This is a genomic window from Streptococcus plurextorum DSM 22810, from assembly GCF_000423745.1.
Taxonomy (GTDB): Bacteria; Bacillota; Bacilli; order Lactobacillales; family Streptococcaceae; genus Streptococcus; species Streptococcus plurextorum.
In genome coordinates this window covers 128,338-152,016 of sequence record NZ_AUIO01000003.1, presented here as the reverse complement: position 1 = coordinate 152,016, position 23,679 = coordinate 128,338, and the positions used below count along the sequence as shown (strand labels likewise).

Annotated in this window: 24 protein-coding genes and 1 riboswitch; of the genes, 5 read left to right on the top strand and 19 right to left on the bottom strand. The window is 41.5% G+C overall.

The window, feature by feature from the left end; all coding sequences use genetic code 11:
• Nucleotides 1-16: 16 nt before the first annotated feature.
• Together G575_RS0103835 and G575_RS0103830 are read left to right on the top strand one after the other, a co-directional pair.
• The gene (locus G575_RS0103835; RefSeq protein WP_027971542.1) at nucleotides 17-778 is read left to right on the top strand and encodes a polyphosphate polymerase domain-containing protein; all 762 of its coding nucleotides are present in this window, start codon (nucleotides 17-19) and stop codon (nucleotides 776-778) included.
• Nucleotide 779: 1 nt separating this feature from the next.
• Entirely contained in the window at nucleotides 780-1,460 is a 681-nt protein-coding gene (locus G575_RS0103830; protein WP_027971541.1) for a DUF4956 domain-containing protein, read from the top strand.
• 73 nt (nucleotides 1,461-1,533) lie between these two features.
• Here the strand turns inward: G575_RS0103830 and G575_RS0103825 are convergent, their stop codons facing one another.
• The 6 genes from G575_RS0103825 to G575_RS0103800 all read right to left on the bottom strand — a co-directional run bounded on the left by G575_RS0103825 (nucleotide 1,534) and on the right by G575_RS0103800 (nucleotide 7,370).
• Nucleotides 1,534-1,776, bottom strand: a complete 243-nt coding sequence (locus tag G575_RS0103825) for a DUF3165 family protein (RefSeq protein ID WP_027971540.1) — start codon at nucleotides 1,774-1,776, stop codon at nucleotides 1,534-1,536.
• A 19-nt stretch (nucleotides 1,777-1,795) separates the two neighbouring features.
• Nucleotides 1,796-3,637: a translational GTPase TypA gene (gene typA, locus G575_RS0103820; RefSeq protein ID WP_027971539.1), complete on the bottom strand. Its 1,842-nt coding sequence runs from the start codon at nucleotides 3,635-3,637 to the stop codon at nucleotides 1,796-1,798.
• 136 nt (nucleotides 3,638-3,773) lie between these two features.
• Nucleotides 3,774-4,403 (bottom strand): CHAP domain-containing protein, encoded by a 630-nt coding sequence (locus G575_RS11625; RefSeq protein WP_051176904.1) that lies wholly within the window; start codon nucleotides 4,401-4,403, stop codon nucleotides 3,774-3,776.
• Nucleotides 4,404-4,535: 132 nt separating this feature from the next.
• Nucleotides 4,536-5,759 carry a signal recognition particle-docking protein FtsY gene (gene ftsY / locus G575_RS0103810; RefSeq protein ID WP_027971538.1) on the bottom strand — a complete coding sequence of 408 codons (1,224 nt, stop codon included), beginning with the start codon at nucleotides 5,757-5,759 and terminating at the stop codon, nucleotides 4,536-4,538.
• 11 nt (nucleotides 5,760-5,770) lie between these two features.
• Nucleotides 5,771-6,586 (bottom strand): Cof-type HAD-IIB family hydrolase, encoded by an 816-nt coding sequence (locus G575_RS0103805; RefSeq protein WP_027971537.1) that lies wholly within the window; start codon nucleotides 6,584-6,586, stop codon nucleotides 5,771-5,773.
• Entirely contained in the window at nucleotides 6,579-7,370 is a 792-nt protein-coding gene (locus tag G575_RS0103800; protein WP_051176902.1) for a Cof-type HAD-IIB family hydrolase, read from the bottom strand. The genes G575_RS0103805 and G575_RS0103800 overlap by 8 nt, the downstream gene beginning before the upstream one ends.
• A gap of 162 nt (nucleotides 7,371-7,532) precedes the next feature.
• On the opposite strand from G575_RS0103800, the gene G575_RS0103795 reads away from it, so the two are divergent.
• Nucleotides 7,533-7,904 carry a hypothetical protein gene (locus G575_RS0103795; RefSeq protein ID WP_156874716.1) on the top strand — a complete coding sequence of 124 codons (372 nt, stop codon included), beginning with the start codon at nucleotides 7,533-7,535 and terminating at the stop codon, nucleotides 7,902-7,904.
• 206 nt (nucleotides 7,905-8,110) lie between these two features.
• On the opposite strand, the gene G575_RS0103790 is transcribed toward G575_RS0103795, so the two are convergent.
• The 3 genes from G575_RS0103790 to G575_RS0103780 all read right to left on the bottom strand — a co-directional run bounded on the left by G575_RS0103790 (nucleotide 8,111) and on the right by G575_RS0103780 (nucleotide 11,797).
• A complete protein-coding gene (locus G575_RS0103790) occupies nucleotides 8,111-10,333 on the bottom strand; it encodes a DNA internalization-related competence protein ComEC/Rec2 (protein WP_027971534.1) in 2,223 nt (740 codons plus the stop codon).
• Complete coding sequence (locus G575_RS0103785) at nucleotides 10,326-10,964, bottom strand: helix-hairpin-helix domain-containing protein (RefSeq protein ID WP_027971533.1); 639 nt, start codon at nucleotides 10,962-10,964, stop codon at nucleotides 10,326-10,328. Before G575_RS0103785 ends, G575_RS0103790 begins: the two co-directional genes overlap by 8 nt.
• 95 nt (nucleotides 10,965-11,059) lie before the next feature.
• A complete protein-coding gene (locus G575_RS0103780) occupies nucleotides 11,060-11,797 on the bottom strand; it encodes a lysophospholipid acyltransferase family protein (RefSeq protein WP_027971532.1) in 738 nt (245 codons plus the stop codon).
• A gap of 64 nt (nucleotides 11,798-11,861) precedes the next feature.
• Between G575_RS0103780 and G575_RS0103775 the strand changes: the two genes are divergently transcribed.
• On the top strand, nucleotides 11,862-12,884 hold the full coding sequence (locus tag G575_RS0103775; RefSeq protein ID WP_027971531.1) for a GIY-YIG nuclease family protein: 1,023 nt from the start codon (nucleotides 11,862-11,864) through the stop codon (nucleotides 12,882-12,884).
• Nucleotides 12,885-12,898: 14 nt separating this feature from the next.
• On the opposite strand, the gene G575_RS0103770 is transcribed toward G575_RS0103775, so the two are convergent.
• Together G575_RS0103770 and G575_RS0103765 are read right to left on the bottom strand one after the other, a co-directional pair.
• Complete coding sequence (locus G575_RS0103770) at nucleotides 12,899-13,423, bottom strand: QueT transporter family protein (RefSeq protein WP_027971530.1); 525 nt, start codon at nucleotides 13,421-13,423, stop codon at nucleotides 12,899-12,901.
• Nucleotides 13,421-13,520: riboswitch (PreQ1 riboswitch) on the bottom strand. Its footprint overlaps the gene before it by 3 nt.
• Nucleotides 13,521-13,562: 42 nt before the next feature.
• The gene (locus G575_RS0103765; RefSeq protein ID WP_027971529.1) at nucleotides 13,563-14,123 is read right to left on the bottom strand and encodes a hypothetical protein; all 561 of its coding nucleotides are present in this window, start codon (nucleotides 14,121-14,123) and stop codon (nucleotides 13,563-13,565) included.
• A gap of 135 nt (nucleotides 14,124-14,258) precedes the next feature.
• Between G575_RS0103765 and G575_RS0103760 the strand changes: the two genes are divergently transcribed.
• Nucleotides 14,259-14,687 carry a GtrA family protein gene (locus tag G575_RS0103760; RefSeq protein ID WP_027971528.1) on the top strand — a complete coding sequence of 143 codons (429 nt, stop codon included), beginning with the start codon at nucleotides 14,259-14,261 and terminating at the stop codon, nucleotides 14,685-14,687.
• Nucleotides 14,688-15,136: 449 nt separating this feature from the next.
• Here the strand turns inward: G575_RS0103760 and smpB are convergent, their stop codons facing one another.
• The 8 genes from smpB to G575_RS0103725 all read right to left on the bottom strand — a co-directional run bounded on the left by smpB (nucleotide 15,137) and on the right by G575_RS0103725 (nucleotide 23,643).
• Entirely contained in the window at nucleotides 15,137-15,607 is a 471-nt protein-coding gene (smpB, locus tag G575_RS0103755) for an SsrA-binding protein SmpB (RefSeq protein WP_027971527.1), read from the bottom strand.
• Nucleotides 15,608-15,712: 105 nt separating this feature from the next.
• Complete coding sequence (gene rnr, locus G575_RS0103750; protein ID WP_027971526.1) at nucleotides 15,713-18,058, bottom strand: ribonuclease R; 2,346 nt, start codon at nucleotides 18,056-18,058, stop codon at nucleotides 15,713-15,715.
• A gap of 62 nt (nucleotides 18,059-18,120) precedes the next feature.
• Nucleotides 18,121-18,357 carry a preprotein translocase subunit SecG gene (secG, locus tag G575_RS0103745; protein WP_027971525.1) on the bottom strand — a complete coding sequence of 79 codons (237 nt, stop codon included), beginning with the start codon at nucleotides 18,355-18,357 and terminating at the stop codon, nucleotides 18,121-18,123.
• Nucleotides 18,358-18,402: 45 nt separating this feature from the next.
• The gene (gene rpmG, locus G575_RS11865) at nucleotides 18,403-18,549 is read right to left on the bottom strand and encodes a 50S ribosomal protein L33 (protein ID WP_083958832.1); all 147 of its coding nucleotides are present in this window, start codon (nucleotides 18,547-18,549) and stop codon (nucleotides 18,403-18,405) included.
• A complete protein-coding gene (locus tag G575_RS0103740) occupies nucleotides 18,549-19,748 on the bottom strand; it encodes a multidrug efflux MFS transporter (RefSeq protein WP_483855116.1) in 1,200 nt (399 codons plus the stop codon). Before G575_RS0103740 ends, rpmG begins: the two co-directional genes overlap by 1 nt.
• A gap of 3 nt (nucleotides 19,749-19,751) precedes the next feature.
• Nucleotides 19,752-21,224: a helicase HerA-like domain-containing protein gene (locus tag G575_RS0103735; RefSeq protein ID WP_027971523.1), complete on the bottom strand. Its 1,473-nt coding sequence runs from the start codon at nucleotides 21,222-21,224 to the stop codon at nucleotides 19,752-19,754.
• Nucleotides 21,225-21,311: 87 nt separating this feature from the next.
• Nucleotides 21,312-22,952 carry a hypothetical protein gene (locus G575_RS0103730; RefSeq protein ID WP_027971522.1) on the bottom strand — a complete coding sequence of 547 codons (1,641 nt, stop codon included), beginning with the start codon at nucleotides 22,950-22,952 and terminating at the stop codon, nucleotides 21,312-21,314.
• On the bottom strand, nucleotides 22,942-23,643 hold the full coding sequence (locus tag G575_RS0103725; protein WP_027971521.1) for an ABC transporter ATP-binding protein: 702 nt from the start codon (nucleotides 23,641-23,643) through the stop codon (nucleotides 22,942-22,944). Before G575_RS0103725 ends, G575_RS0103730 begins: the two co-directional genes overlap by 11 nt.
• Between the last annotated feature and the right edge of the window lie 36 nt (nucleotides 23,644-23,679).

Below are 23,679 nucleotides of genomic sequence, written 5' to 3'. Positions count from 1 at the left end.
CCTTAGGAGAACCCTTATGACTCAAACGATTCAAACCAATTTCAAACGTATCGAAACCAAATACATCCTTTCGCAACAACAGCTAAAAGCACTGCTTGTTGATTTAGCTCCTTATCTGCGTGAAGATGAATTTCCAACTTCTACTATTAGTAACCTTTATTTTGACACACCAGACTTTGACGTCATTAAGGATGCTCTTGATAAGAAGCATAGACGCGAAAAAATTCGCATGCGTAGCTACTTACAAGCTCCGGCTAATGATAGCCAAGCCTTTTTAGAAATCAAACAAAAAGATGCCGAGGGCGTTGGTCATAAGTATCGTCTTGTTTCTAATCCTGTTGCTATTACTAGACTTTTGACACAAGGAAAAGGTCATTCTTCTATTGTCGATCACAACTTGGTCAATGAAGTTCATGCTCTACGTGATCGCTACGAAAACTTAGAGCCTCGTATCTATATCTACTATGATCGTTATTCTTTAAAACAAAGAAAAGGATTAGAAGATAAGGTACGAATCACTTTTGATCGTAGCTTGCGTTATCGCGACGAAGATCTTACCCTCACAGCAGGAAATCACGGAAAGCCGCTTTTAGAAGATGATCAAATCATTATGGAAATTAAAGCTGCAGCTGACAAGCCAACTTGGTTACAAGATATTTTAGACAGACATGGTTTGGTTCAGATGAAGTTTTCAAAATACGCTGCTGCCTATCATAAATCCCAAGGTCTCTTTTACCAACCAAGAGCCTCTCACAACCTAGAAAGTCAAGGTGTCTAAGATGAATCTTTTCAACAGTATTTTTAACAGTTCAACAAGCTCCCTAAATCCGATTCTTCTCTTTTTGGCGCTAGCAACCAGTCTATTACTAGGAGTTGCCTTAGCCTTTGTTTACAAATACCGAACCCTTTACACGCGAGATTTTATTGTTACCCTTACCCTCTTGCCTAGTCTCATGACCCTAATCATCTTTTTGGTCAATGGCAGTTTGGGAACCAGTATTGCTGTCGCAGGAACCTTTTCACTCATCCGTTTTCGTTCTGCTACTAGTGGTTCTAGAGAACTTTTGGCCATCTTTTTATCCATGATTATCGGACTGGCTGCTGGGACAGGCTATCTTGTCCTTGCTATTGTTGCAACGGCTATCCTTTTAGGATTATGGTTTTTCCTGGAAAACAGACAAAGCAAAGGACAAACTCAGACCCGACGCCTCTTGACCCTCACAGTAGCTAACAGCACTCACATGGAAGAAGCTATTCATAAAATCCTAGACAGAGAATGTTCCGCTGTAGACCTTATTTCCTTAAAGACAAGCGAGCATGGGCAAAAACTTAGCCTCGTCTATGAGATTGACTTACGCCATGCTGAAGGAGACTTGCCTCTCACGAATAAATTAATCAGCCAGATTAATCAGATCGATATCAGCCTCAGTACCCAGGCTAAAAAACGCAAAAACCTCTAATGTTATCGAAAAATACAAAAACCGACCCTCTTAAGAAGGTCGGTTTATTTGCTGAGTGAAATCGCCTCGATAATCACTCTTTTTCTGAAAGGTTTAAAATATCTCGAATAGTCAGAAATCCTATAACAATCATGCCTACCGCAACATAGATTTCTGCTGAGAGTGATAAGATCTTCTGAAAGGATAAGACTGCTAGGACACCTAGAATAACCACTGCAGCAACTAGAAAAATAGCATTCAAGGTGTTTTTGATGGATTTTGGTGCCCTAAAAAAGTAATAAAGCAGGATCAAAAGAGCAATAATAGCATAGAACATCGCGTTCCTCCAACCTTACTTACTCAGCTGATTTTTTCTTTTTATTAGCTTTTTCGCGCTCGTTTTTGTTAAGGATTTGCTTACGGATACGGATAGACTCTGGTGTGACTTCCAAGTACTCGTCATAATCCAAGAACTCGATTGACTCTTCAAGCGTCAAGATACGTGGTGTCTTGATGACAGAGGTTTGATCCTTAGTTGCAGAACGCACATTGGTCATTTGTTTGGCAGTTGTGATATTGACTGTCAAATCATTTTCACGAGCGTTTTCACCGATAATCATCCCCTCGTAAACTTCTGTACCTGGGTTAACAAAGATAGTTCCACGTTCTTCGATACGCATAATAGAGTAAGTTGTTGCTTTACCCGTATCGATAGAAACAAGGGCACCACGGTGACGGCCACCGATTTCAGCATTAACATATGGCAAGTATTGGTCAAAGGTATGGTTCATGATGCCGTAACCACGCGTCATTGACAAGAACTCGGTAGAAAAACCAATCAAGCCACGTGCTGGAATCAAGAAAATCATACGCGTTTGGCCATTTCCAACCATCTGCATATCAAGCATATCACCCTTACGCTCTGAAAGGGCTTGAATGATAGAGCCTTGATACTCTTCTGGTGTGTCAATTTGAACGCGCTCAAATGGTTCGCACTTAACACCATCAATTTCTTTGATGATAACCTCTGGTTTTGACACTTGAAGCTCATAGCCTTCGCGACGCATGGTTTCAATCAAGATAGACAAGTGAAGCTCACCCCGACCTGAAACGACCCATTTATCAGGTGAATCTGTCGCCTCAACACGAAGAGAAACGTCAGTCTGAAGCTCAGCCAGAAGACGCTCTTCAACCTTACGTGAGGTCACGTGCTTCCCTTCGCGACCTGCAAACGGTGAGTTATTTGCTAAGAAGGTCATTTGAAGAGTCGGCTCATCAATACGTAGAACTGGCAATGGTTCAACCGCATCTGTCGGTGTTACCGTTTCACCAACGAAGATGTCTTCCATACCTGAGACAGCAATCAAATCACCAGCCTTAGCTTCTTGGATTTCTTTACGCTCAAGACCAAAGAAACCAAAGAGTTTAGTGACGCGGAAGTTTTTCGTTGTGCCATCAAGTTTTGAAAGGGTAACTTGGTCACCGACCTTAACTGTACCACGGAAGACACGACCGATACCGATACGACCTACAAATTCGTTGTAATCAAGAAGTGACACTTGGAACTGCAAGGGCTCGTCTGAGTTATCAACAGGTGCTGGAATATGCTCGATAATGGTGTCAAAGATTGGCGCCATTGATTTTTCTTGGTCTGCTGGATTGTCAGAAAGAGACGAAGTTCCATTAATCGCAGAGGCATAAACCACCGGGAACTCAAGTTGGTCATCATCTGCACCAAGCTCGATGAAAAGCTCAAGCACTTCATCCACAACTTCTGCTGGACGCGCTGACGGTTTGTCGATTTTATTGACAACCACGATAGGGGTCAAGTTTTGCTCAAGGGCTTTTTTCAAAACGAAACGGGTCTGCGGCATGGTACCTTCGTAGGCATCCACGACAAGGACAACACCGTCAACCATCTTCATGATACGCTCAACTTCTCCACCGAAGTCCGCGTGTCCAGGCGTGTCCATGATATTGATGCGGGTATCATTGTATGCAACTGCCGTATTCTTCGCAAGAATGGTAATCCCACGCTCTTTTTCAAGGTCATTAGAGTCCATCGCACGCTCTTGGAGCTCTTTACGCTCATCAAGGGTTTGCGATTGCTTTAAAAGTTCATCAACGAGTGTGGTTTTTCCGTGGTCAACGTGGGCGATAATAGCAACGTTGCGGATATCGTTTCGTAAGTTAGTCATAGCATGTTTATCCTTTTATTTTATTTCAACCTTGCTATTATATCATACTTTGAGGAAAATAGCAGAGCAGACACTAGTGTAAATGTTTTCATTAAGCCATAGAAAAATGAGCATGACTTGCATGCTCATTTTGACATTAAACAGTTGCAGGGGGATAAATGTATGAAATGGTCGCCCCATTACTTGTTGCAAGAGGATTAAACCAGCCACGGTAGTTCCCAATCCCCCGTGAATCTGCCATATAGGCTGATCCACCATAATTGGCTTCTTGGACTTGAATATTGCCATTTTCATCCACATCGGTCACATAAGCAACATGTCCATATAGCCCATCATCCCAGACAATGACAGCTCCCACTTGCGGAGTTGTCCCTACAGAAAAACCTAGAGAAAGGGCTTTATCATCCCAATTGGCAGCATTTCCCCAATAATTTCCGACCCAAGTTGCCAGCTCTTTGACTCCCCAAGTACATTGACCAACAGGATAGGTGTTGCTGGTATCAGGCGTTACCACAACATTTGAATAGATAGCTGTATCCTCTGTTGTCGATGTTACCTCACTATCTGTCTCTGTAAAGTGATTACCATAAGCAATGCCATCATAGCTCGTATATGTTGTCGTTAGAGTAGACAAGGTATTTTTCCCTTGAATATCTGACCCGTATAATGGGTCTATGTAACCATAATCTCTAGCGGAAGCCTGATGTGACATCACGAAACTAGCTGCTATTGCCAAGGTTGGAATAAGAATTTTACGTTTTTTCATATTAATACTTCCAATCTATTTTTGATATGTTTACAGTCTAAGGCTTGGAACTTAAATTATGGTTAAAGATTTCTTAAGTCTAACTTAAATCAATTGGCAAAAAAATCGAAGCACCTGATGCTCCGATCTTCTTTATAAAATGTCAGCTAAAAGCCCTGTCATAAAATCTTCTGAGTTAAACTGACCAATATCATCCAATTTTTCCCCAAACCCTATGAGCTTAACTGGGATATCTAGTTCTTCACGAATGGCAAGAACCACACCACCTTTAGCTGTTCCATCAATTTTGGTGAGGACAAGTCCTGTCAGTGGCGTGATTTTTGAAAATTCTTTTGCCTGGCTAAGAGCGTTTTGACCCGTAGAAGCATCCAGAGCAAGCAAGGTCTCATGCGGTGCTTTTGGAAGAACACGTTTGATAATACGACCAATTTTTTCCAGTTCCGCCATCAGGTTATCCTTGTTTTGTAAGCGGCCCGCCGTATCAATCAACAGAACATCAACACCTTCTGCGACAGCTTTCTCCATACCATCAAAGACCACCGATGCTGGATCTGCTTTTTCAGGTCCTGTCACCACAGGAACATCCACTCGACGCCCCCACTCAAGGAGTTGCGCCACAGCTCCTGCACGGAAAGTGTCTGCAGCAACCAGCATGACCTTTTTACCCTCATTTTTGTAGCGGTGAGCTAGCTTGCCGATTGAGGTGGTTTTTCCAACACCATTGACCCCTACAAAAAGCATTACTGTTAAACCATCCTGAAAATTGATTTTTTCATTGAAGGCGCCATCCTTTTCGTAAATGTCAACTAATTTTTCAATAATCACACGGCGCAACTGCTCTGGCTTTTTAGCATTTTCTAGCTTGGCTTCATATCGAAGGGCTTCTGTTAAGCGAGTGGCCACAGAAACGCCCACATCTGACATGATAAGAACTTCTTCTAGCTCCTCAAAAAAGTCCTCATCCACCTGACGAAAAGTTGCTAGAAAGGCATTGAGACGTGCACCAAATCCAGTCCTTGTCTTCTCTAAGCTACGATTATATTTTTCTTCGGTAGTTTCAGGCGTCGCAAGCTCTGTAGACACTTCAATCGCCACTTCCTCAACCTTGCGGGTTTCTACAGCTTCAAAGTGAATGGTTTCCCCTTTTTCAGCAGCTTGACGTGCCTGCTCTTTTTTAGCATAGTAATCAGCCATAACACTTGAAAAAGCATTATCAGTATCTGATGCTGCTACTGCTGTAACGGTTGCCTGATTTTCTTCACTATTAGCTTCCTTAACAACTTCCTCAGCAATAGAAGAGTCGTTTTCTAGAGTCCCTTGTTCCGCAGAACCAAATAACTTATCAAATAATCCCATTCTAATCTCCTTTATAAGATATATGTTTCAATAGCTTCTGCCACACCGGACTGATCATTGGTCCTATCAGTCACAGCGTCAGCTATTTCCTTGACAGCAGAGACCGCATTTGCCATAGCAACGCCTAAGCCAGCCCACTTAATCATGGATAGGTCATTTTCCTCATCCCCCATAGCCATAACCTGCTCCGGCTGTAATCCTAAATGTTGAGTTAGCATTGCCAGTCCTGTTGCCTTATGAACGCCTTTTGGCATGATTTCAAGGATAATATCACGCGATTTGAAAACTTCAAACCAATCATGAAAAACTTCTGGTAAGTTAGGAATCATTTGGTCCAGAAAATCAGCATCGGTCACCACGACAACTTTGTTATAGATAATATCTCTTGGTAAGTCAGACAGTGATTCTAGCTCTACAAAGGCTAACATAGGATTAGCTTTCCGATACTGGGAAAAATTACCACGACTGCTCAAACTATAGACTGTTCCATCACTCAAGATATCCATAGGTAAGCCTAATGGCTCCAAACCAGCATAAATACGCTCTAACTCCTCAAAGGCCATATCTCTTTTCCCTAATACTTGGCCATCATTAGATTGAACCAAGCCACCGTTAAATGTGATACTATACTGGTTAGGATGATTGAGATCGAGTTCCTCCAAAACATGCGCAATGGCTTTTAAAGGACGGCCTGTCGTAATCACAACTTTAACCCCTAAGGCTTGTGCTTTTTTGAGAGCCTCTTTATTGGCGACTGTAATCGTCTTCTCACTTGTAAATAAGGTACCATCCATATCTAAAGCTAATAATTTAATCTGTTTATTCATGTAACCACTCTTCTAAGTATGTTTGTACCGCTTGATCTTTGCAATGACCAATGACTTCATCCGCAACTGCTTTGACCTCATCTTTTGCATTTTCAGTGGCAATAGCTTTGCCTGCAAATGCCAACATTTCAAGATCATTGCCATTATCGCCAAATGCCATTACCTGATCTGCTGTTAATCCCAAATGCTGACAAAGAGCTTCCAAGCCTGTCGCCTTATTCACCGAATCAAAAATAATGTCAATCCCTTCAAAACCTGTGGTCACAGCTCGAATTCCTGGGCGGATACGGCTAATCTCCTCAACACGTTCTGATATGGTTTGAGCTGTTAGATGAGCTGTTAACTTATAGACGTGATCACTGACCTGGGCTAAGTCTTCCACACGGATATGAGCATAATATTGGCGCGCTTTAGCTAAAAAATCTTTGTTGATTGTAGGAGGTGCGTAAGCACCATGACGCCCTGACAACATATAGCCATAGCAATCCGACATCTCATCCAGCTTGGCAGCAATCGGTAGATAATCGTGGCTCTCCATCAATGTCTGATTCAAGATTTGCCCCTTATAAGTTACAATTGCGCCATTTTCTGCCACAAAAGCAATTCTATCTAGATAAGCAGAAAAAAGCTCCTCCAGAGAAATCAAAGAGCGTCCGCTCGCCACCGCAAAAAGAATGCCTCGCTCCTCTAGCTGATCAAGAAGAGCCGCAAAACGCGTTTCATCGTAACGATGCTCATCATCTAAAAAAGTCCCATCCATATCACAAGCAATCAATTTTATCATACAAATATCCCTTACTCCTTGTCAAAATCAACTCACTCAGATTCTACTAGCTAATATTATATCATAGAAAACGAAAAATGAGAGCTTCTATCCTGACTTCATCCACTTGCCTCTTGCTGTCATTCCGAGTATAATAAAGGGACTATATCTATGAGGTTTATCATGCTTATTACCGTCAAACGTCGCACCAAAGTTATTCGCGCCTTTGCTCCTATCTATATCAAATCAACGCATCGGACACTTGCTAAAATCTGGGAAAAAGAGGAGGTAGACTTGGACCTTCTGACTGAAGAAACCGTTATTTATATCCGTGGCAGTAAGAAATCTAGCTCTAAGGTAGCTGATGGCGATACTGTTATCATCAAGGATAATCCTCATAATGCCCTCGCCTTTTGGTCTGGTATTGCTATCATTGTTTTTGGTCAGTTTATCTTTCCTCCTGGCACTTGGACAATGGCTATTCTGACTTGGATAGGCTTACTATCTATTCTATCTAGCCTTTTCATTCCACGTTTTATTCTGGAAAAAGAGTAACTCTTATTGATTTCTTTTCTAACAGCTTTAAAAAAACTGGATAATCACTAGCACATTGTCAAGAAATTCCGTTGACGCACAAATTCCCCTGAAACCTACTATTTCAGGGGAATTATTGTCTGCGAAAGCTTCCTAGATTTACTAACCTTCACATGCTAGCCTTTGGGGTAAACTAGGGCATAATTTGTCTACTATCTTCCACCAATTTACCAAACCGTCTCAATTCGCCAGCTCCGCCATCCTCTAAAACGAACGGCTCCTTGCTGATCGGTACGATAAATAATCATCTTCTGTTTGTTAAAACGCTCCAAGGTTTCTTGGTGGGGATGCTTGTAGCGGTTATTTTTTCCTGCTGATACTAGAGCAATCTTAGCATCGATATGTTCCAAAAATTCTGGATAAGAGGATCCTTTTGAGCCATGATGCCCAGCTTTTAAGATATCAACGGGAAGATGGGGATAGGTCTTGATAAGATCCAGCTCACCATCTTCTAAATCGCCTGTGAATAGAAAGGTTTGATCGAGCAATTTGCCATAGAGTACCAGAGAGTCATTATTACCTCCATCCCCTATTTGGTTAGGATATAGCACATGCAGATGACTCCCCATAATCGCTAAGTTATCTCCTGCCTCGACTTTCCTGACAGGGACACCCAGTTGTTTTAACCTCTTCACAAAATCAGGAACCGTGAGGCTTCCTGGACTAACCAAAATTTCACCAATCGCAAATTCCCCTACAACTTCCTCCAAATCACCAACGTGATCCTGATCGGTGTGTGTTAGGACTAGCTGATCAATCCGGTCAATGCCACGACTTTTTAAGTAAGGAATCACTGTTCGTTCGGCATTACTATCAGTGATTCCTTGACGCCAGGCCTCTTTCTCCTCAAATGTCACCTTCCCTCCCACATCAATCATCACCGTTTTTCCCCACATATCCCGTAACAAAATACTATCTCCTTGACCTACATTCAGTAGGGTAACTTCATTTTCTAGAGGATGTTTGGTCACGAAAAATAGCAGAGCTAGAAGTAAACTAAGTCTAATAATCCTTTTTTTCTGAACTGTAGCATCATATAGAAGGCCAAGGACTAGCAAACTACACAGTAATACTAACAGTGATGGACTGCCAAAAATCAAAGGCCCCTGTGATAACTGACCAATTAGCGTCAGCCCATTTTCTAAACCAATAAAAAGCCAGTTAAAAGCATCAAGGCGAATCAGAGGAGATAGGACAAAGCATAAACTAAGCAGTGGCAAAACAAAGCTATCAAAGACTATGGAAACAAGAGCTGTCAAAGGGATTGCCAAGGGCTGAAAACTTGAAAAATACCAACAAAGTAACGGAAGAATCCCTAGATTGATGGTCAACATCTCTGCTAATCTAGGATAGTTGCTCCTTCGACTGTCCGTACTAGACAAGATAAAGGCATAAGCAAAACTGAGCACGCCACCTACTGTAGCTAAAAAATGGGGCTCGACAAGAAACATCAGCATAAAACTGAAGGCAAAATTATCCAATCCCTTCACCCCAAGATTAGCCAAATTGATTTGCAATAAGCTACGGATGACAGAAAGGCTGAAGCCCGTCAATCCTGCATAAATCAAAGAAAAAGGTAAGAGCAAAAGGTCAGTCAGCCCTTTCTTGAAACCCATTCGTAAAAGCAAATACCTAAAAGTAGCAACAAAGAAAAGCACGTGAGAGCCTGATAAAGCAAATAAATGAATAATTCCTAGACTGGTATAGAGATTCTTCGTTTCTTCAAAGGCCTTTGGCAGATAGGCAAAAAGAAGACCGGTCATGTAATGACTCATCGGGGATGGAAAGGTCTGCTCAATGTAGACAATAGCTTTTCTGCGCCACTCATGCAAGTGATCGACTACAGTCAGTTTGGGACTCTTTTGAACAGCGTGCAAGGCTTTAACTTGTGCCAAACGATAAATACCCTGAGTCTTGAGATAGGTCTTATAGTCAAAACCATTGAAATTTCCTTTTCCTTCTGGCTCTGTCAACTCTGCATCAAGTTCCAGTATCACCGTCTGGTCTAGCTTTTGAAAGTAGCTTTGCTCCTCTTTGGAGCTTAGTGTGTAAAACGCTTGATAGCGTTGCCCATCTGATTTCCCTTGAAAGGATAGGCGGTCCCCATTTATTGAAATGGTGTCTGGAATCACTTGTATACTGGTCAACCGATCTGGTAACTTATCCACCTGATACCTGCTCTGCCATTGCAACAAACCCAGGTAGCCCCCAAACACCATAAGGACCAGCAATGGCCGTAAGAGGTCTTTTAAAGGATACGAACGAAAGAGACAGATTACTAAACATATCAGACCTGATATTGCCAAAAAATGTGCTGACATGACTGCAAAGTAAACCCAAATCATCAAAAAAGCTAAGTAGATTGGTGGTATCTTTAGCCAACTAGTCAAGGGTCAACTCCGATTTTAACTTTTCCAAAGTCTTAGCACCGATTCCCGACACATTGCTTAACTCATCTAGAGACTTGAACTTTCCTTGTTCCTCACGATAAGCAATGATATCTTGCGCTCTTTTTTGACCAATACCAGACACCGTCATTAGCTCCTCTACTGTGGCTTTGTTGAGGCTCACTTTACCTACTGATGCTCCTGTTTCTGCATCAGTCGTATTCCCCATCGGATTAAGGTTTTCGCCTATTTTTGCCACATAAATGACCGCTTCATCCTCCAATTTTTGAGCGAGATTAACCGATTTTTTATCAGCATCTTCAGCAAAACCTCCAGCTTTTTCTATGGCATCCGTCACTCGATTACCAGGTTCAAGCTCATAAACCCCTTCAGCAACTACTGCTCCCTTAACATCGACAAAAAGCCTCTCTTCTCTCCTATCAGGAGCACTGCTCACCTTTTCCTCACTTAATAATTCAGGCGCTTGTGTCGTCTCCACTGCTTGCGGAAAAGAGGGGACTTGCTGATTTGATCTTGAACCCAAAAGGGTTAATAATCCTAGCAAAACCAGCAAAATTGCTCCAATACCAATCTTGACCTTATAAGCTTTAAATAGTTCTTGAATGTTATCCATATAACCTCCTAATGGACCTTGTAGTAACCCTTCAGTTAACTATTCGTAAAAAATAAAAAAAATCGCCCTAAAAGGCGATGTCACATAAAGATATGCTATTTATTTTCCCACGGTTTCCAAACAAAACTGGCTACATAGCTAAATATAAAGGTAAGGATAACGATAATAACAGCCAGAATGCCTGCTGGAATACGAACCAAATAAGAAAGAGGATTGACACGCTTACCATTTGATAAAGCCTTAGTCTCAGCATCCAAGCGGTCAAACTCTGCTTGAATACGACTGGCTACCTCTGCGATACCTTCATCATTCATTTTTTTAATGTCTGAAATATCGATGGCCTTACCAAAATTCATATCAACACGATCACCAGCTATGAGACCACTAAATTTTAATGGACCTTGATAAACGGCTGGCATAATTTTCACCTTAGCCATCTTAGCAATAATCGCCACTCCTCCTTTAACATCTGTCGAATGACGACTGCCGCTTGGAAACATGACTAAACTCTTATTGCCTTTTTTCAAGGTATTGATAGGATAACGTAAAGCCTCTTGACCAGGGTTTTCACGATCAATTGGAAAGGCTCCACACATGCGAATCCACCAGCCAAACATGCGATTCTGAAACAGTTCTTTTTTTGCCATAAAAATGAACTGCTTAGGACGAGCCGCAAAAGCCATATAAACTGGATCCCAAAACGTACGGTGCGGAGCCACTAAGACGTAGTTTTCATCCTTATCCAAAATCTTATCCGTATTGTGGAAGTGAGCATTTCCATTAACAATCCAAAGCAAAAACATGACCAAGCCACGTAAGTAAGCGTAAAACATTCCACTCTCCATTCATTGACATTATCTCCAACCATTCTACCATTTTTTCTGTTATAATGAAAGAATGAAAAAAACAGACTTAAAAAAGGGCGAACGAATTGACCAGCTTTTTTCAACAGATGTCAAAATCATTCAAAACAAAGAGGTATTTAGCTACTCTATTGATAGCGTTCTCCTATCACGCTTTCCAAAGATTCCAAGTAAAGGACTGATTGTGGACCTCTGCTCAGGAAATGGGGCAGTAGGGCTTTTTGCAAGTACCCAAACCAAAGCTCCCATTACCCTAATTGAGCTTCAGGAACGCTTAGCAGACATGGGCAAACGTTCTATTCTGCTCAACGATTTACAAGAGCAAGTCACTATGGTCAACGATGACTTGAAAAATTTGCTAAACCATGTCCCTCGATCCAAAGTAGATCTGATTCTCTGCAACCCACCTTACTTCAAGGCTAGTGAAACTTCTAAAAAAAATCTATCCGAACACTATCTTTTGGCTCGCCATGAAATCACGACCAATTTAGACGAAATCTGCCAAGTCTCTAGACATGCTCTAAAGTCAAACGGTCGACTAGCTATGGTTCATAGACCCGATCGCTTTCTTGACATCATTGATACCCTGCGTCGCTATAAGCTCGCACCAAAACGTGTACAATTTGTCTATCCCAAAGAAGGTAAGGAAGCTAACATGCTACTTATCGAAGCTATCAAAGATGGTTCAACTGACGGGCTGAAAATCTTACCCCCACTCTTTGTTCACAAGGCAAATGGCGATTACACTGACGAGATTTTTGCCATTTATTTTGGCAAAAAAGCAGAGCCTCAAACAAGTAAAAAGGCCTATATGTATGTGCTCGAATGTGCTGATGGCACGCTCTATACAGGCTACACGACTAATATTGAAAAACGCCTCAAGGCTCATAATTCTGGAAAGGGCGCCAAATACACTAAATCCAGATTACCCGTGAAACTCCTCTATCAAGAAACGTTCGATAGCAAGGAAGATGCCATGTCTGCGGAAGCCCTTTTTAAAAAACGGAAGAATCGCCAGCAGAAACTAGCCTATATCGAAAAATCCAAAAAAGAGTAGCCTCAGCTACTCTTTTATAGTGTCAAATCAATGCGATGTGATAACTTTTTAATAACGATGGCACCAAACAACAGTGATGAGAATTCACCTATGAAGAGCCATAACCATGTTGACAGAAAAGGGAGGCCTACAAAAACCTTTAATTCTAGAGCAATGGTAAACATGGTTGCCGCAAAAAAAACAGCGAAAAAGAAATGTGCCTTATCAAAAAGACCACCAAAAAGCTCTTGGTCCTTATAAGGGGTAAATAAGATAACTCCCAAAGTCACAAATATTAGCGTGGACAAGCCACCGATAATAATATCTGGTGTCCCAAGACTCATGGGATTGACTGCGGGGCTATTAGCAATCATACAACCAAGCGTCACTGACCAGATGTATTTCCGATTATAAAATGCTAGAAAATTAAGCATCTCTGACACTCTAAACTGGTACATTCCAGATGAGATTGCATTAAGTGGAGGCATTGCTGTCAGTACGACATAAATAGCTGCCACTATCGCCATTTGAACCAAATCGCGAACGGTATATTGTTTCATAAAAGTCTCCTCTTTAGCGGCTCTACCGCTTGTAATATGCTCGGTCAAAGGGGATTAAGTACCGAGGGTTGCTAAGCAACTTGACTATTCTACCATTAGAAAATCAAAAAAGCAACCCCTAAGAGGTTGCTTGGACCATTTACTCTGAAACTTTTTGGAAACCAACAAGGTTGAGTCCTGCAAGTAATTGTTTTGGTGAGGTATCTTTGATATCTGCTAGAAAACTAAAGCTTGTGGCGCTGAGTTCCTCAAAATTAACCACCTTAGGATCCATTTTAATTGTCAGATGCCAAACGAACTGATCATCTACTGTTGAAACGACATCCACACCATCCATTTCTTTAAACAGATTAGTTCCTGGAATCATAGCGTCCAAGTTGTCATTAAAGTTTTGCTCAACAGCTTCACGCCCTTGCGCTTTTAGCAATTCTGCAATATCAGCCGAAAACTTCGTTTCATATCGTATTTCTAAAGCCTCATATTCTTCTTCTCGATAAGTGACGATAAAGTAAATATCTTGAGAGCCTCCATCTACGGACTGTGTCATTTTGTAGGTTTCTGTAACCGCAGCAACTGCACTTGTCGTTGTTTCAGATGTGCTTGTTTCAGCATTGGTATTTGTTGTCGATTTATTACCGGAACATGCCGTTAATACGACAGCAAGCAAGGTCATTGCGACCAATTTAAGAATCTTTTTCATCATATCCTCCATTATTTGGGTAACTACCCACGAATATTATAACATATATCTATAAAATATACAAATAATTCTCCTTTGTAACTGATCTTGACCCTATTATTTGGCGCATTTCTCCATTTTTGATAAAATAGGATTATGAATATTATTAAAAAATGCTTTCATCATGATCTGATCCGTTATCTGATTGCTGGGGTGATAACGACCCTTTTTTACCTTTTGATACGCACAGTCCTGTTTGATGTGACTGATCAGGCACTCTTTGCGACGGCTCTTGCTAATGGACTGGCTATTTTGCTAGCGTTTGTACTCAACGATAGCTGGGTTTTTGCTCAGTTACCTGCGGGGCGCTTGGTAAGACTTGTGAAATTTTTCCTAGCTCGCCTATCTTCTATGGCGATTGATGTCCTCTTAACTTTGCTACTTGTCACAAGCTTCCCTAATATCATCGGACAATTTGTCAATAACGACCTTAAACAAGTCAATCTTATTGTTGGCATCCTGGGACAAATTCTAATTGTCCTCACAAACTATCTCATCAGTAAGTTTCTGATTTTTAAATCCTAAAAATAAAAGGCTGGGTAACCAATGGTTAGCCAGCCTTAGAGTGTAGACAAACTTTATTTTCTGTTTTAAACAAACTGAAAAGCTCAGCTAGTTTGAGATAGGGTTACCGATTTTGCAAGCGAAACCGAGCCTCATCAGATACTTTTCGACCTAGTGAAAGCGGCGTGATTACTAGTATTTCCGCCACCAGGAATTTTTGAGACCTTAGGCTCAAAAATGAGGTATGGGATTAAGGAGGAAGTCGCTACCGTCCGCACCACTAAAAAAAGTATCAAAAGAACCTTGTCTTCAGTCTGAGCCAGTGGTTCTGACTCTCCTGTACCAGCATGAGCAAAATGGAAAACCTCAACAGCTATCAACGATAGGCCTAACAGGGTCGGTACATTGCCTACTAGGTCACCATTGAAGATGACTCACTTGCCATCTTTTGTCGTCAAGTTTTTCCTCTATCATCTCCCGTTTACACTTTTCATGACGCGCTTAATGTCGCGTTCCTGATCTCGACGCTTGATGGATTCGCGTTTATCATAGTCATGTTTTCCTTTTGCCAGACCAATCAAAATCTTAGCAAAGCCATTTTTCAAATAAACTTTAAGAGGGACTAAGGTCATGCCTGTTCCTTTTAATTCATTTTCCAGCTTTGCGATTTCTTTTTTCTTGAGAAGGAGCTTACGCGTACGTGTAGGGTCTTGATTCCAGATATTTCCCTGCTCAAAAGGAGAAAGATGAACATTGACTAACCAAGCCTCACCATTTTTGATTTGGGCATAGCCGTCCTTAAGCTGAATGCGAGCAGCACGAACAGACTTAATCTCTGTTCCTGTCAAGACCACTCCCGCTTCAAAGGTATCGACGATACTATAATCGTGCCTTGCTTTTTTATTTTGAGCAAGAACATTGTCAGAGAGTCCTTTAGGCATCTAAAACACCAAGTCCGCCAGTCGTCAAACCAAACGGTAATCATCTAGCTGATACCTCAGAAGTTGATTCGTTTTCATGGTTTAATTGGACGGAGTCAATTCCTTTCATTTTCTTTTCTTACCTGATTTCTTGGCAGCTTCTTTGTAAAAAGGCTTTTTATTTTTCGTTGAAGAATGGCTGCGCTTAGCGCTTGATTTTCCCTTACCACCTTTTCGGTCTGAGCCAGATCCTTTAGCAGACTTGGCTCTATTATCGTCACGTGAACTTTCCCGACGATTTCGTTTGTTAGCCTTGGCCACTTTTTCCACCACGTCAAAATCACTTGGCAGGTATTCAAAGTCAATATCGCCAGTCTCTTTGTCTGCCTTAACAAGTTTGATACGGATTGGTTGCCCAACCTTGAAAACTTTGCCCGATTTCTCACCTTGAAGGCTCAAGGTGCGTTCATTATAATTATAAAATTCGGGTAACGTCGTGATGTGAATCAAGCCTTCAATGGTATTTGGTAGCTCAATGAAGAGACCGAATTTAACGACGCTAGAGATAATACCGTCAAACTCTTCCCCAACATACTCTTCCATATACTCAGCTTTTTTCATGGCTTCAACCACACGTTCCGCATCAATGGCGCGACGCTCCAAATTGGATGATGAGCTTGCTAACTCTGGCACGACCTGAGCGAAGTGATCTTTGGTTTCTTGAGAGTTGTTCTTACTGTACTCACGAATCATACGGTGAACCAAGAGGTCTGGGTAACGACGAATTGGACTGGTAAAATGCGTGTAGTACTCAGCTGCAAGTCCGTAATGACCATGATTATGCTCAGAATAACGTGCCTGTTGCATGGATCTCAAAAGCATCATATTGAGTACTTCTGAGCCTGGTTTTCCTTCAAACGAACGCATGAAATCCTGCAAAGCAGACTGGCTCATTTTATTAGCAGTTCCATGTACTTTTGCCCCCATGACACTTGCAAAATCAATAAATTTTTGTAGTTTCTCAGCCTTTGGCTCTTCGTGAATACGGTAGATAAACGGCATCTTTAATTTGGCAAAATGCTCAGCTACACATTCATTGGCTGCCAACATAAAGGACTCAATCATCCGCTCTGCCGTCCCACGTTCACGCATCACGATATCAACAGGCATGCCTTTGTCATTGACGATGATTTTAGCTTCTGCCGTATCAAAATTAAGAGCTCCACGTCGCAAACGCATGGCTTCTAAAATCTTATGAAGGGTCGCCATATCTCTCACGTCAGTCACGATGTCAGCATATTCTTCTAAGGCTTCCGCATCTTCAGCCAAGATATCATTGACGCGGCTATAGGTCATTCGGTGCTTGGTTTTAATCACGGACTGGCAGATTTGATAATCAACCAGACGCCCTTTGGTGTCAATCTCCATAAGCGCTGACTGAGTCAAGCGGTCCACATTTGGATTAAGCGAGCAAATGCCATTTGACAAGCGCTCTGGTAACATCGGCACCACACGGTCAGTGACATAGACAGATGTCCCACGCGCAATCGCCTCTCGATTAAGAGCTGAACCTTCTGTCACATAATAAGACACGTCAGCGATATGGACACCTAGTTCAAAGTTGCCATTATCTAGTCGCTTGATATGAACCGCATCATCCAAGTCTTTGGCATCCGCACCATCGATCGTAAAGGTAGTCTCTTGCCGTAAATCCACACGACCAATCAAATCTTTCTCTCTTGGTGCATCAGGTACTGCATTGGCCTCAGCAAGCACATCCTCTGGAAATTCGGACACAATGTCCATGCTCTCAAGCACTTCTAAGACGTCAATCCCCACATCTCCCTGATGCCCAACAATATCACGGACTTGACCAACAAAATAATCATGCCCTCGTGTTGGGTACTTATCAATATCCACTTTGATGATTTCTGTACCATCTAGAAGCACTGGCTCTTTTTTGATATAGATTTTCTGTTGAATTTTTTGGTTTTTGGATTTTATATAGCCAGCATACTTAGGTTTTTCATCATCTAAGATGAATTTCCCAACAACCGTTTTTAGGCTACGCTCAACAATGCCAACCACTCTAGCTTCTGCCGCTGTGCCCTTGAGACGATCCGCAGGTTTTTTAATAACCGCTTCGACCGTATCACCATCAATAGCGTGACCAACATCATTGCGACCAATAAACAGGTCGTCTTCATTCTCATCAACCGTCAAAAAGCCAAAACCAGCCTTATTGGCACGGAAAATCCCTTGAATAGTGATGTGTTCTTTCTTTTCAGGCTTTTTGCGCAGGCTAATGCTGCCATCATCTGAAAAGCGAAGTTCCTTTTGACTCTCCATCTTAGAGATTTCTTTAATCAAGGCAGGGAATTTCTTAGCACCTGCCATATCAAGAGCACTAGCTAGGTCATTAACACTAGACTTGCCATGCTCTTTTAAATAGTTAATAATGTGTTCTTTCATATATTGCTTTCTTAAAAAGTGTAAAAATGGACTGTTCCCAGCCCATTTTTTCTATGTCAACGTTAACGACTTGACAGAATTGCCAAGACAAGTGCATCTACAAGCCACAAAAAGACTAAAATCGCGGTAAAGCGTTGCATAAAAGCTTCAAATCCACGCGGTTTTGACCGTTCAAAAAGAGCTTCTGAACCTGAAGAATCAAAAACGTTTGAACTTGGGTTTTTCTGTGGTTGCATAAAAATGGCTAAAATTAAAATAACGGATAGAACCAATAAAATGGTCAATAATGTGTTATACATGAGTTTCCCCCTCGAATTGTCCTTACTAGTTTACCACAAATCCCTTTAGCATTCAAGATGTAAGGTTACTTTTCGCTCTTTAGGGCAATATTTAGGGACTTGAATTTTTTCAGGGTGATTTTGTTTATTTTTGCTGGTCAGGTAGTTTTTACTACCACATTCCTGACATTTGAGAGTAATTTTTACACGCACTAGATTTCTCGACTTCTAAGATATTTTTTAAAATTGATTAGACAAAGGAAAAAGTTAACCAAAACAATGACTGAGGTGATATAAAAGACCCAGCGATAGCCCATCATACTGGCTACTGTCGAACCAACAAATGGTCCAATGACTTGTCCAAAATTTGTCATCATCTGATTATAACTGAAAATAGTTGAAATGTGTTGTCTTGGGGTGATTTTTGTCAGCAAAGCATTGACAGATGGCATAAGGGCCCCGGTTCCAAATCCAAAAAGAAACCGTAATACTGCCAACTGTAAGACATGCGTCGAAAAGGCCATAAAGAGATAAATGATACAAGAGTAAATTAAACTTCCTAGTATAAACCTATGATTACCAACTCTATCACTGATTCGTCCAAATAAAGAACTTGATAGCATCCCTGAAAAGCTCATCGCCGAAACAATCAGTCCAGACATCACCATAAGGTTCTTGGTGTATCCCAAATAACGAATATAAAGTGGCAATATAGGGGATACAGACTGAGCAGAAATCTGAATAATCATACTAGTGATAAAAAGGCCTATCAAAATCTGACCATCTTTGACTGATTGAAAAACTTTAAGGGTCGGCAACTGCTCTTCTTTTGTAACAGGCTCCACCTCTTCTTCGACGAAAAAAATGGTCAAGAGTGTCACTAAAAAAAGGAGAGCGCCAACAAATAAGAAGACATTTCGAATTCCCATCCACTCTGCAAGTGCTCCACCAAAAAGGGGACCAATCAGACTGCCACCAATGACTCCCGTCGCCAAACTACCAAGCGCTTGACCTGATTCTGATTTTGGTGCTTGGGAGGCTATTAAAGCATTTGCGTTTGGAACATACCCGGAAAAAATACCATTTAATAACCTGAGTAAGAGCAACCAAAAAACATTGGGGACAAAAGCTAAGCCTCCCATCGTGAAGGTCATCACCAAGGCAGCTCGAATCATCATGAGTTTTCGCCCATAGCGATCCGCTAGTCTCCCCCAAATCGGTGAAAACAGACCTTGACCTATAGCAGCAATAGCCACTGCCCAACCAGCATAAAGAGCTACTTGATTTGATGGGACACCTAGCTCTTCAACATACAAAGCCATAAAAGGCATGACCAAAGAAAAACTAGCACCTGTTAAAAAACTTCCTAACCAAGCGATGAGCAAATTTTTCTTCCAATTAACAGGCATCATCATCTAACGTTTCTTAAGACTACCAAACAAAGTGCGAATCAATTCCCTTCCGACCGTACGCATGGCAGAGCTGATAAAACTATCTGTTGCTTTTTCAACAGCTGTTTTTCTTGGCCGTCTTGACTCTTCTTTCTCTCTGGCTCTTTCTTCTTTTTCAGCTGCTTTCCTAGCTTGAATCTCACGAGCTTGTTCTTCTTCACCTGCCAATTTAGCGATTAAAGATTCATAGGCAGATTCTCTATCTAAGCTGAGACGATATTTTTCTTCCAATGGTGAACGGTTTATCAAAGCTTGTGTTTCTAGAGTTGATAAGACGTCAAAACTACTCTTAGGAGGCATGATAAACGCTCTTTCGACCACTGTTGGTTGTGCATCACTATTTAGCATCGAAATGAGGGCTTCACCAACTTGCAACTCTGTAATAGCTGTCGCAACATCTATGGCATCATTCTGTCTGAAGGTTTCAGCAGCGGTCTTAACGGCTTTTACCTCTTTGGGGGTATAAGCTCTGAGGGCATGTTGAACGCGATTTCCTAGCTGAGCCAAGACTGTTTCTGGCAAATCCATAGGATTTTGGGTGATGAAAAAGACACCGACTCCTTTTGAGCGAACTAAACGAACAATCTGTTCAATTTTCTCAACAAACACTTTAGGAGCATCTTTAAAGAGCAGATGAGCCTCGTCAAAGAAAAAGACAAATTTAGGTTTTTCAAGATCGCCAACTTCTGGTAAGCTACTATAGAGCTCTGTCAATAACCAAAGTAAAAATGTCGCATAAAGAGTAGGGGCTTGAAAGAGCTTGGCTGCACTTAAAATATTGATGACACCTTGCCCATTGTCATCAAGCGCCATAAAATCAGTTAAGTCCAAGGCCGGTTCTCCAAAGAAGAGTTCTCCTCCTTCCTGCTCTAACACAAGGAGGCTTCTTTGAATGGCAGCGACAGATTGCTTAGCAATATGCCCATAAGTTGCTGCATAATGGCTAGCATGCTCCGCTATTTCCCTTAAAAGCGCCTGTAGATCTTTCAAATCAATTAGCAACCACCCGTTGTCGTCTGCAATTTTAAAGGCAATATTTAAGACCCCAGACTGGGTATCATTTAAGCCTAATAATCGCGACAATAACAATGGCCCCATTTCTGAAATCGTCGCACGAACTGGATGACCCGCTTCTCCAAAAACATCCCAAAGACGCACAGGAAATGCCTGCGGTTCGTAGTCAACAATACCAAGCTTGTCAAGCCTTGCTGCTAGTTTTTCACCAACTTGACCTGCTTTAGCAAGATTGGTCAAATCCCCCTTAATATCCGCCAAAAAAACGGGCACTCCGGCTAAGCTCAGCTGCTCTGCAATGACCTTTAGGGTAACTGTTTTCCCAGTTCCCGTTGCACCCGCAATCAAACCGTGTCGGTTAAGCATAGAAAGCTGAAAGACGATATCCTTATCTGCACTTTTGGCAATCGTAACTGTCGACATTTTCTTTACCTCGCTTAATTTTCTGATAATATTATACCATATTTTGCGCCAAGACTAAAAAGACAGCTTCTCTCAAAGTCTGTCCTTCTATGGTTTTAACTTAAAGGTTTTCGGGGCATAGCGGAGCACCGCATAAAAGCCTAAGATGATAAAAAGGCTTAATAAGACCATGATACCAACTAAAACTGGCACTGAGACAACCTCTGTTAAGCGAAAAATATGATAGGCTCCGTAGGTTAAAATCCCTCTCAAAATATTATATATCCTACTCTTTGACTGCATCCCGTCATTAAAAGGTTGCAAGAGAAAGTAGAGATAGAGAAAATAAAGACTAAAGAACACCATCGAAATCATCTGTCCTAGGATAATCAGGAACAGACCAGCCACTTCCCAATCGAAAAAAGAAATATAAATCAGGCAGTAAACCAGACTCAGTAAGACAAATATTGGAAAATTATGGAAAAGAGAACTTTTAAAGCGTGTTGTTAAAGTGGCTAAAATCACATCGGGTCTGCGATAAAAGTGATATTTAAGCAACGGCCTGTCTAAATGATAAAAACAAAATTTCATATAAGACTCCCCCACATAAAGGTAATAGCCTGCTATGACTGTAATAAAAAGGCACTGCCAGGCGACTCTATCCTCTGTCACCACCTGCCCTGATTTTGACAAGTAGCCAATCAAGACCGTCATCAAACCAATAGCTGAAATTACCCCAAGTCGGATGTTAATACCCTTATTCAGATGCTTGCCGAGCCGTGACATGAAAAGTGCGTTGAGATAAGACACCCCCGTTCGTTTGATTAGAGAAGCATCCCTTTTCTCATCCATAACAATGGCCTTGTCCTTGACTTGAACGGAGATGGTTTCAATATTATTAGCTGCTTCTGCAGCCTCTTTGACGGCTTGGTGAGTTATCAGGCGACGCGCTAGAGAATCCAGTCTAGAATCTCGTCTTAAAACAGCATAAGACAAAAGCCATAAAACACAGCCTATCACCCCTGCAGGTATACCCATGAATAGATGAGGGGAAAATCTTTCACCCAAAAAAACAAGCGCTGAGCTTATCCCCCACATGAGCAGGCTTCCCCAAATCTGTACCTGTGTCAGAACCTTATCTGCCAGGTTTTTATTGATATAGAAAAACTGCAAGCACAGCATCTTCAACCCTAGACGACTTCCTGCCAAAAATAGAGCAAAAGTTATTCCTTGCCAAAAAGGGCGACCCATAATCAGAAAGAAAAAGCCAAAAACAAGGGTCCTCGCCAAGATGCCTCGTATAAATTCTGTCAGCTCTAGGACGAGAAAATAACTTCTTGGAGCAATGCCGAAAATACGAACGGCTTGATTAGCCTCCACATCTTTGCCATCCATCAGCCTCACATCTAGAATCAGAGGACGTAGAAAAACTGACAAAATCACCATGACCGTTAGAATCAAGTGGTTGAGTGAGGGTAGATGACCAATCATATCCCTCAGCACTTCTCTAAGGATACTAGCAGCTAGACTACAAAAAAAGACATAGCAAACTGTATTCCCAAAAACTTGAATCGGTAAGAGGCAGAGTTTAATCAACATCACCAGAAATTTATTACCATCTGCTTGATACCATCGATTCGGGACCTTTTTACCTAGCCAAGGAATCTTCTGCAAAAAATAAATCAGGCTATTGTAACCTTTTGCAATCCGTGCTTGAAACAAGACTCGAAAAATGGACTCATGCGTCATATTCATCTCCTTGTAACGCTTGCAGAATCTTGGTCTCGAACTGCTCATGCGTCTTATCCACTTCAAGAGCCGTTAAGCGTCCTTTATCAAGCACCGCCACTTGATTGCACAGATCTTCTGCTAAAGCCATAATATGAGTTGACAAAATCAGTATATGATCATCTTTTAATGCCATAAGTAGCCGCTTAATGGCAATACTTGACACCAAATCCACAGCCGTTAGAGGCTCATCTAAAAGAATAATCTTAGGCTTTGAAATCAAAATACATAGCAGAGAGAGTTTACTCTTCATCCCGTCTGAATAGCCTTTTATGATGCGATGCCGATCTGCTTGGCTAATGTCCATAAAATCGAGGTAGTCATCAACCGTTTTATCAGCATTAGTAGCATGCAAATCCATATAAAACTTGACAAATTCATAACCGGTTAAAAACTCAGGCAAGTAATTCTCAGAAAAGACCATCCCAATATCTTGATGTGTCAACGGACGCTCTACACCATTTTCTACGATCACAAACGTTCCAGCATCCGCAAGGGACTCCCCGTACAGAATATTAAAAAGTGTGGTCTTACCCGCACCATTTCGACCAAGAAGACCTGTAATTTGACCAGAAGTAAAGGTAAAACTGGCTCCTTTTAAGACTTCATTCTCTTGAAATCGCTTTTGAATATCTCGTAAAATCAGCTCCATCATTCACCTCGATGTTCTTTTCTTCATTTTAGCACA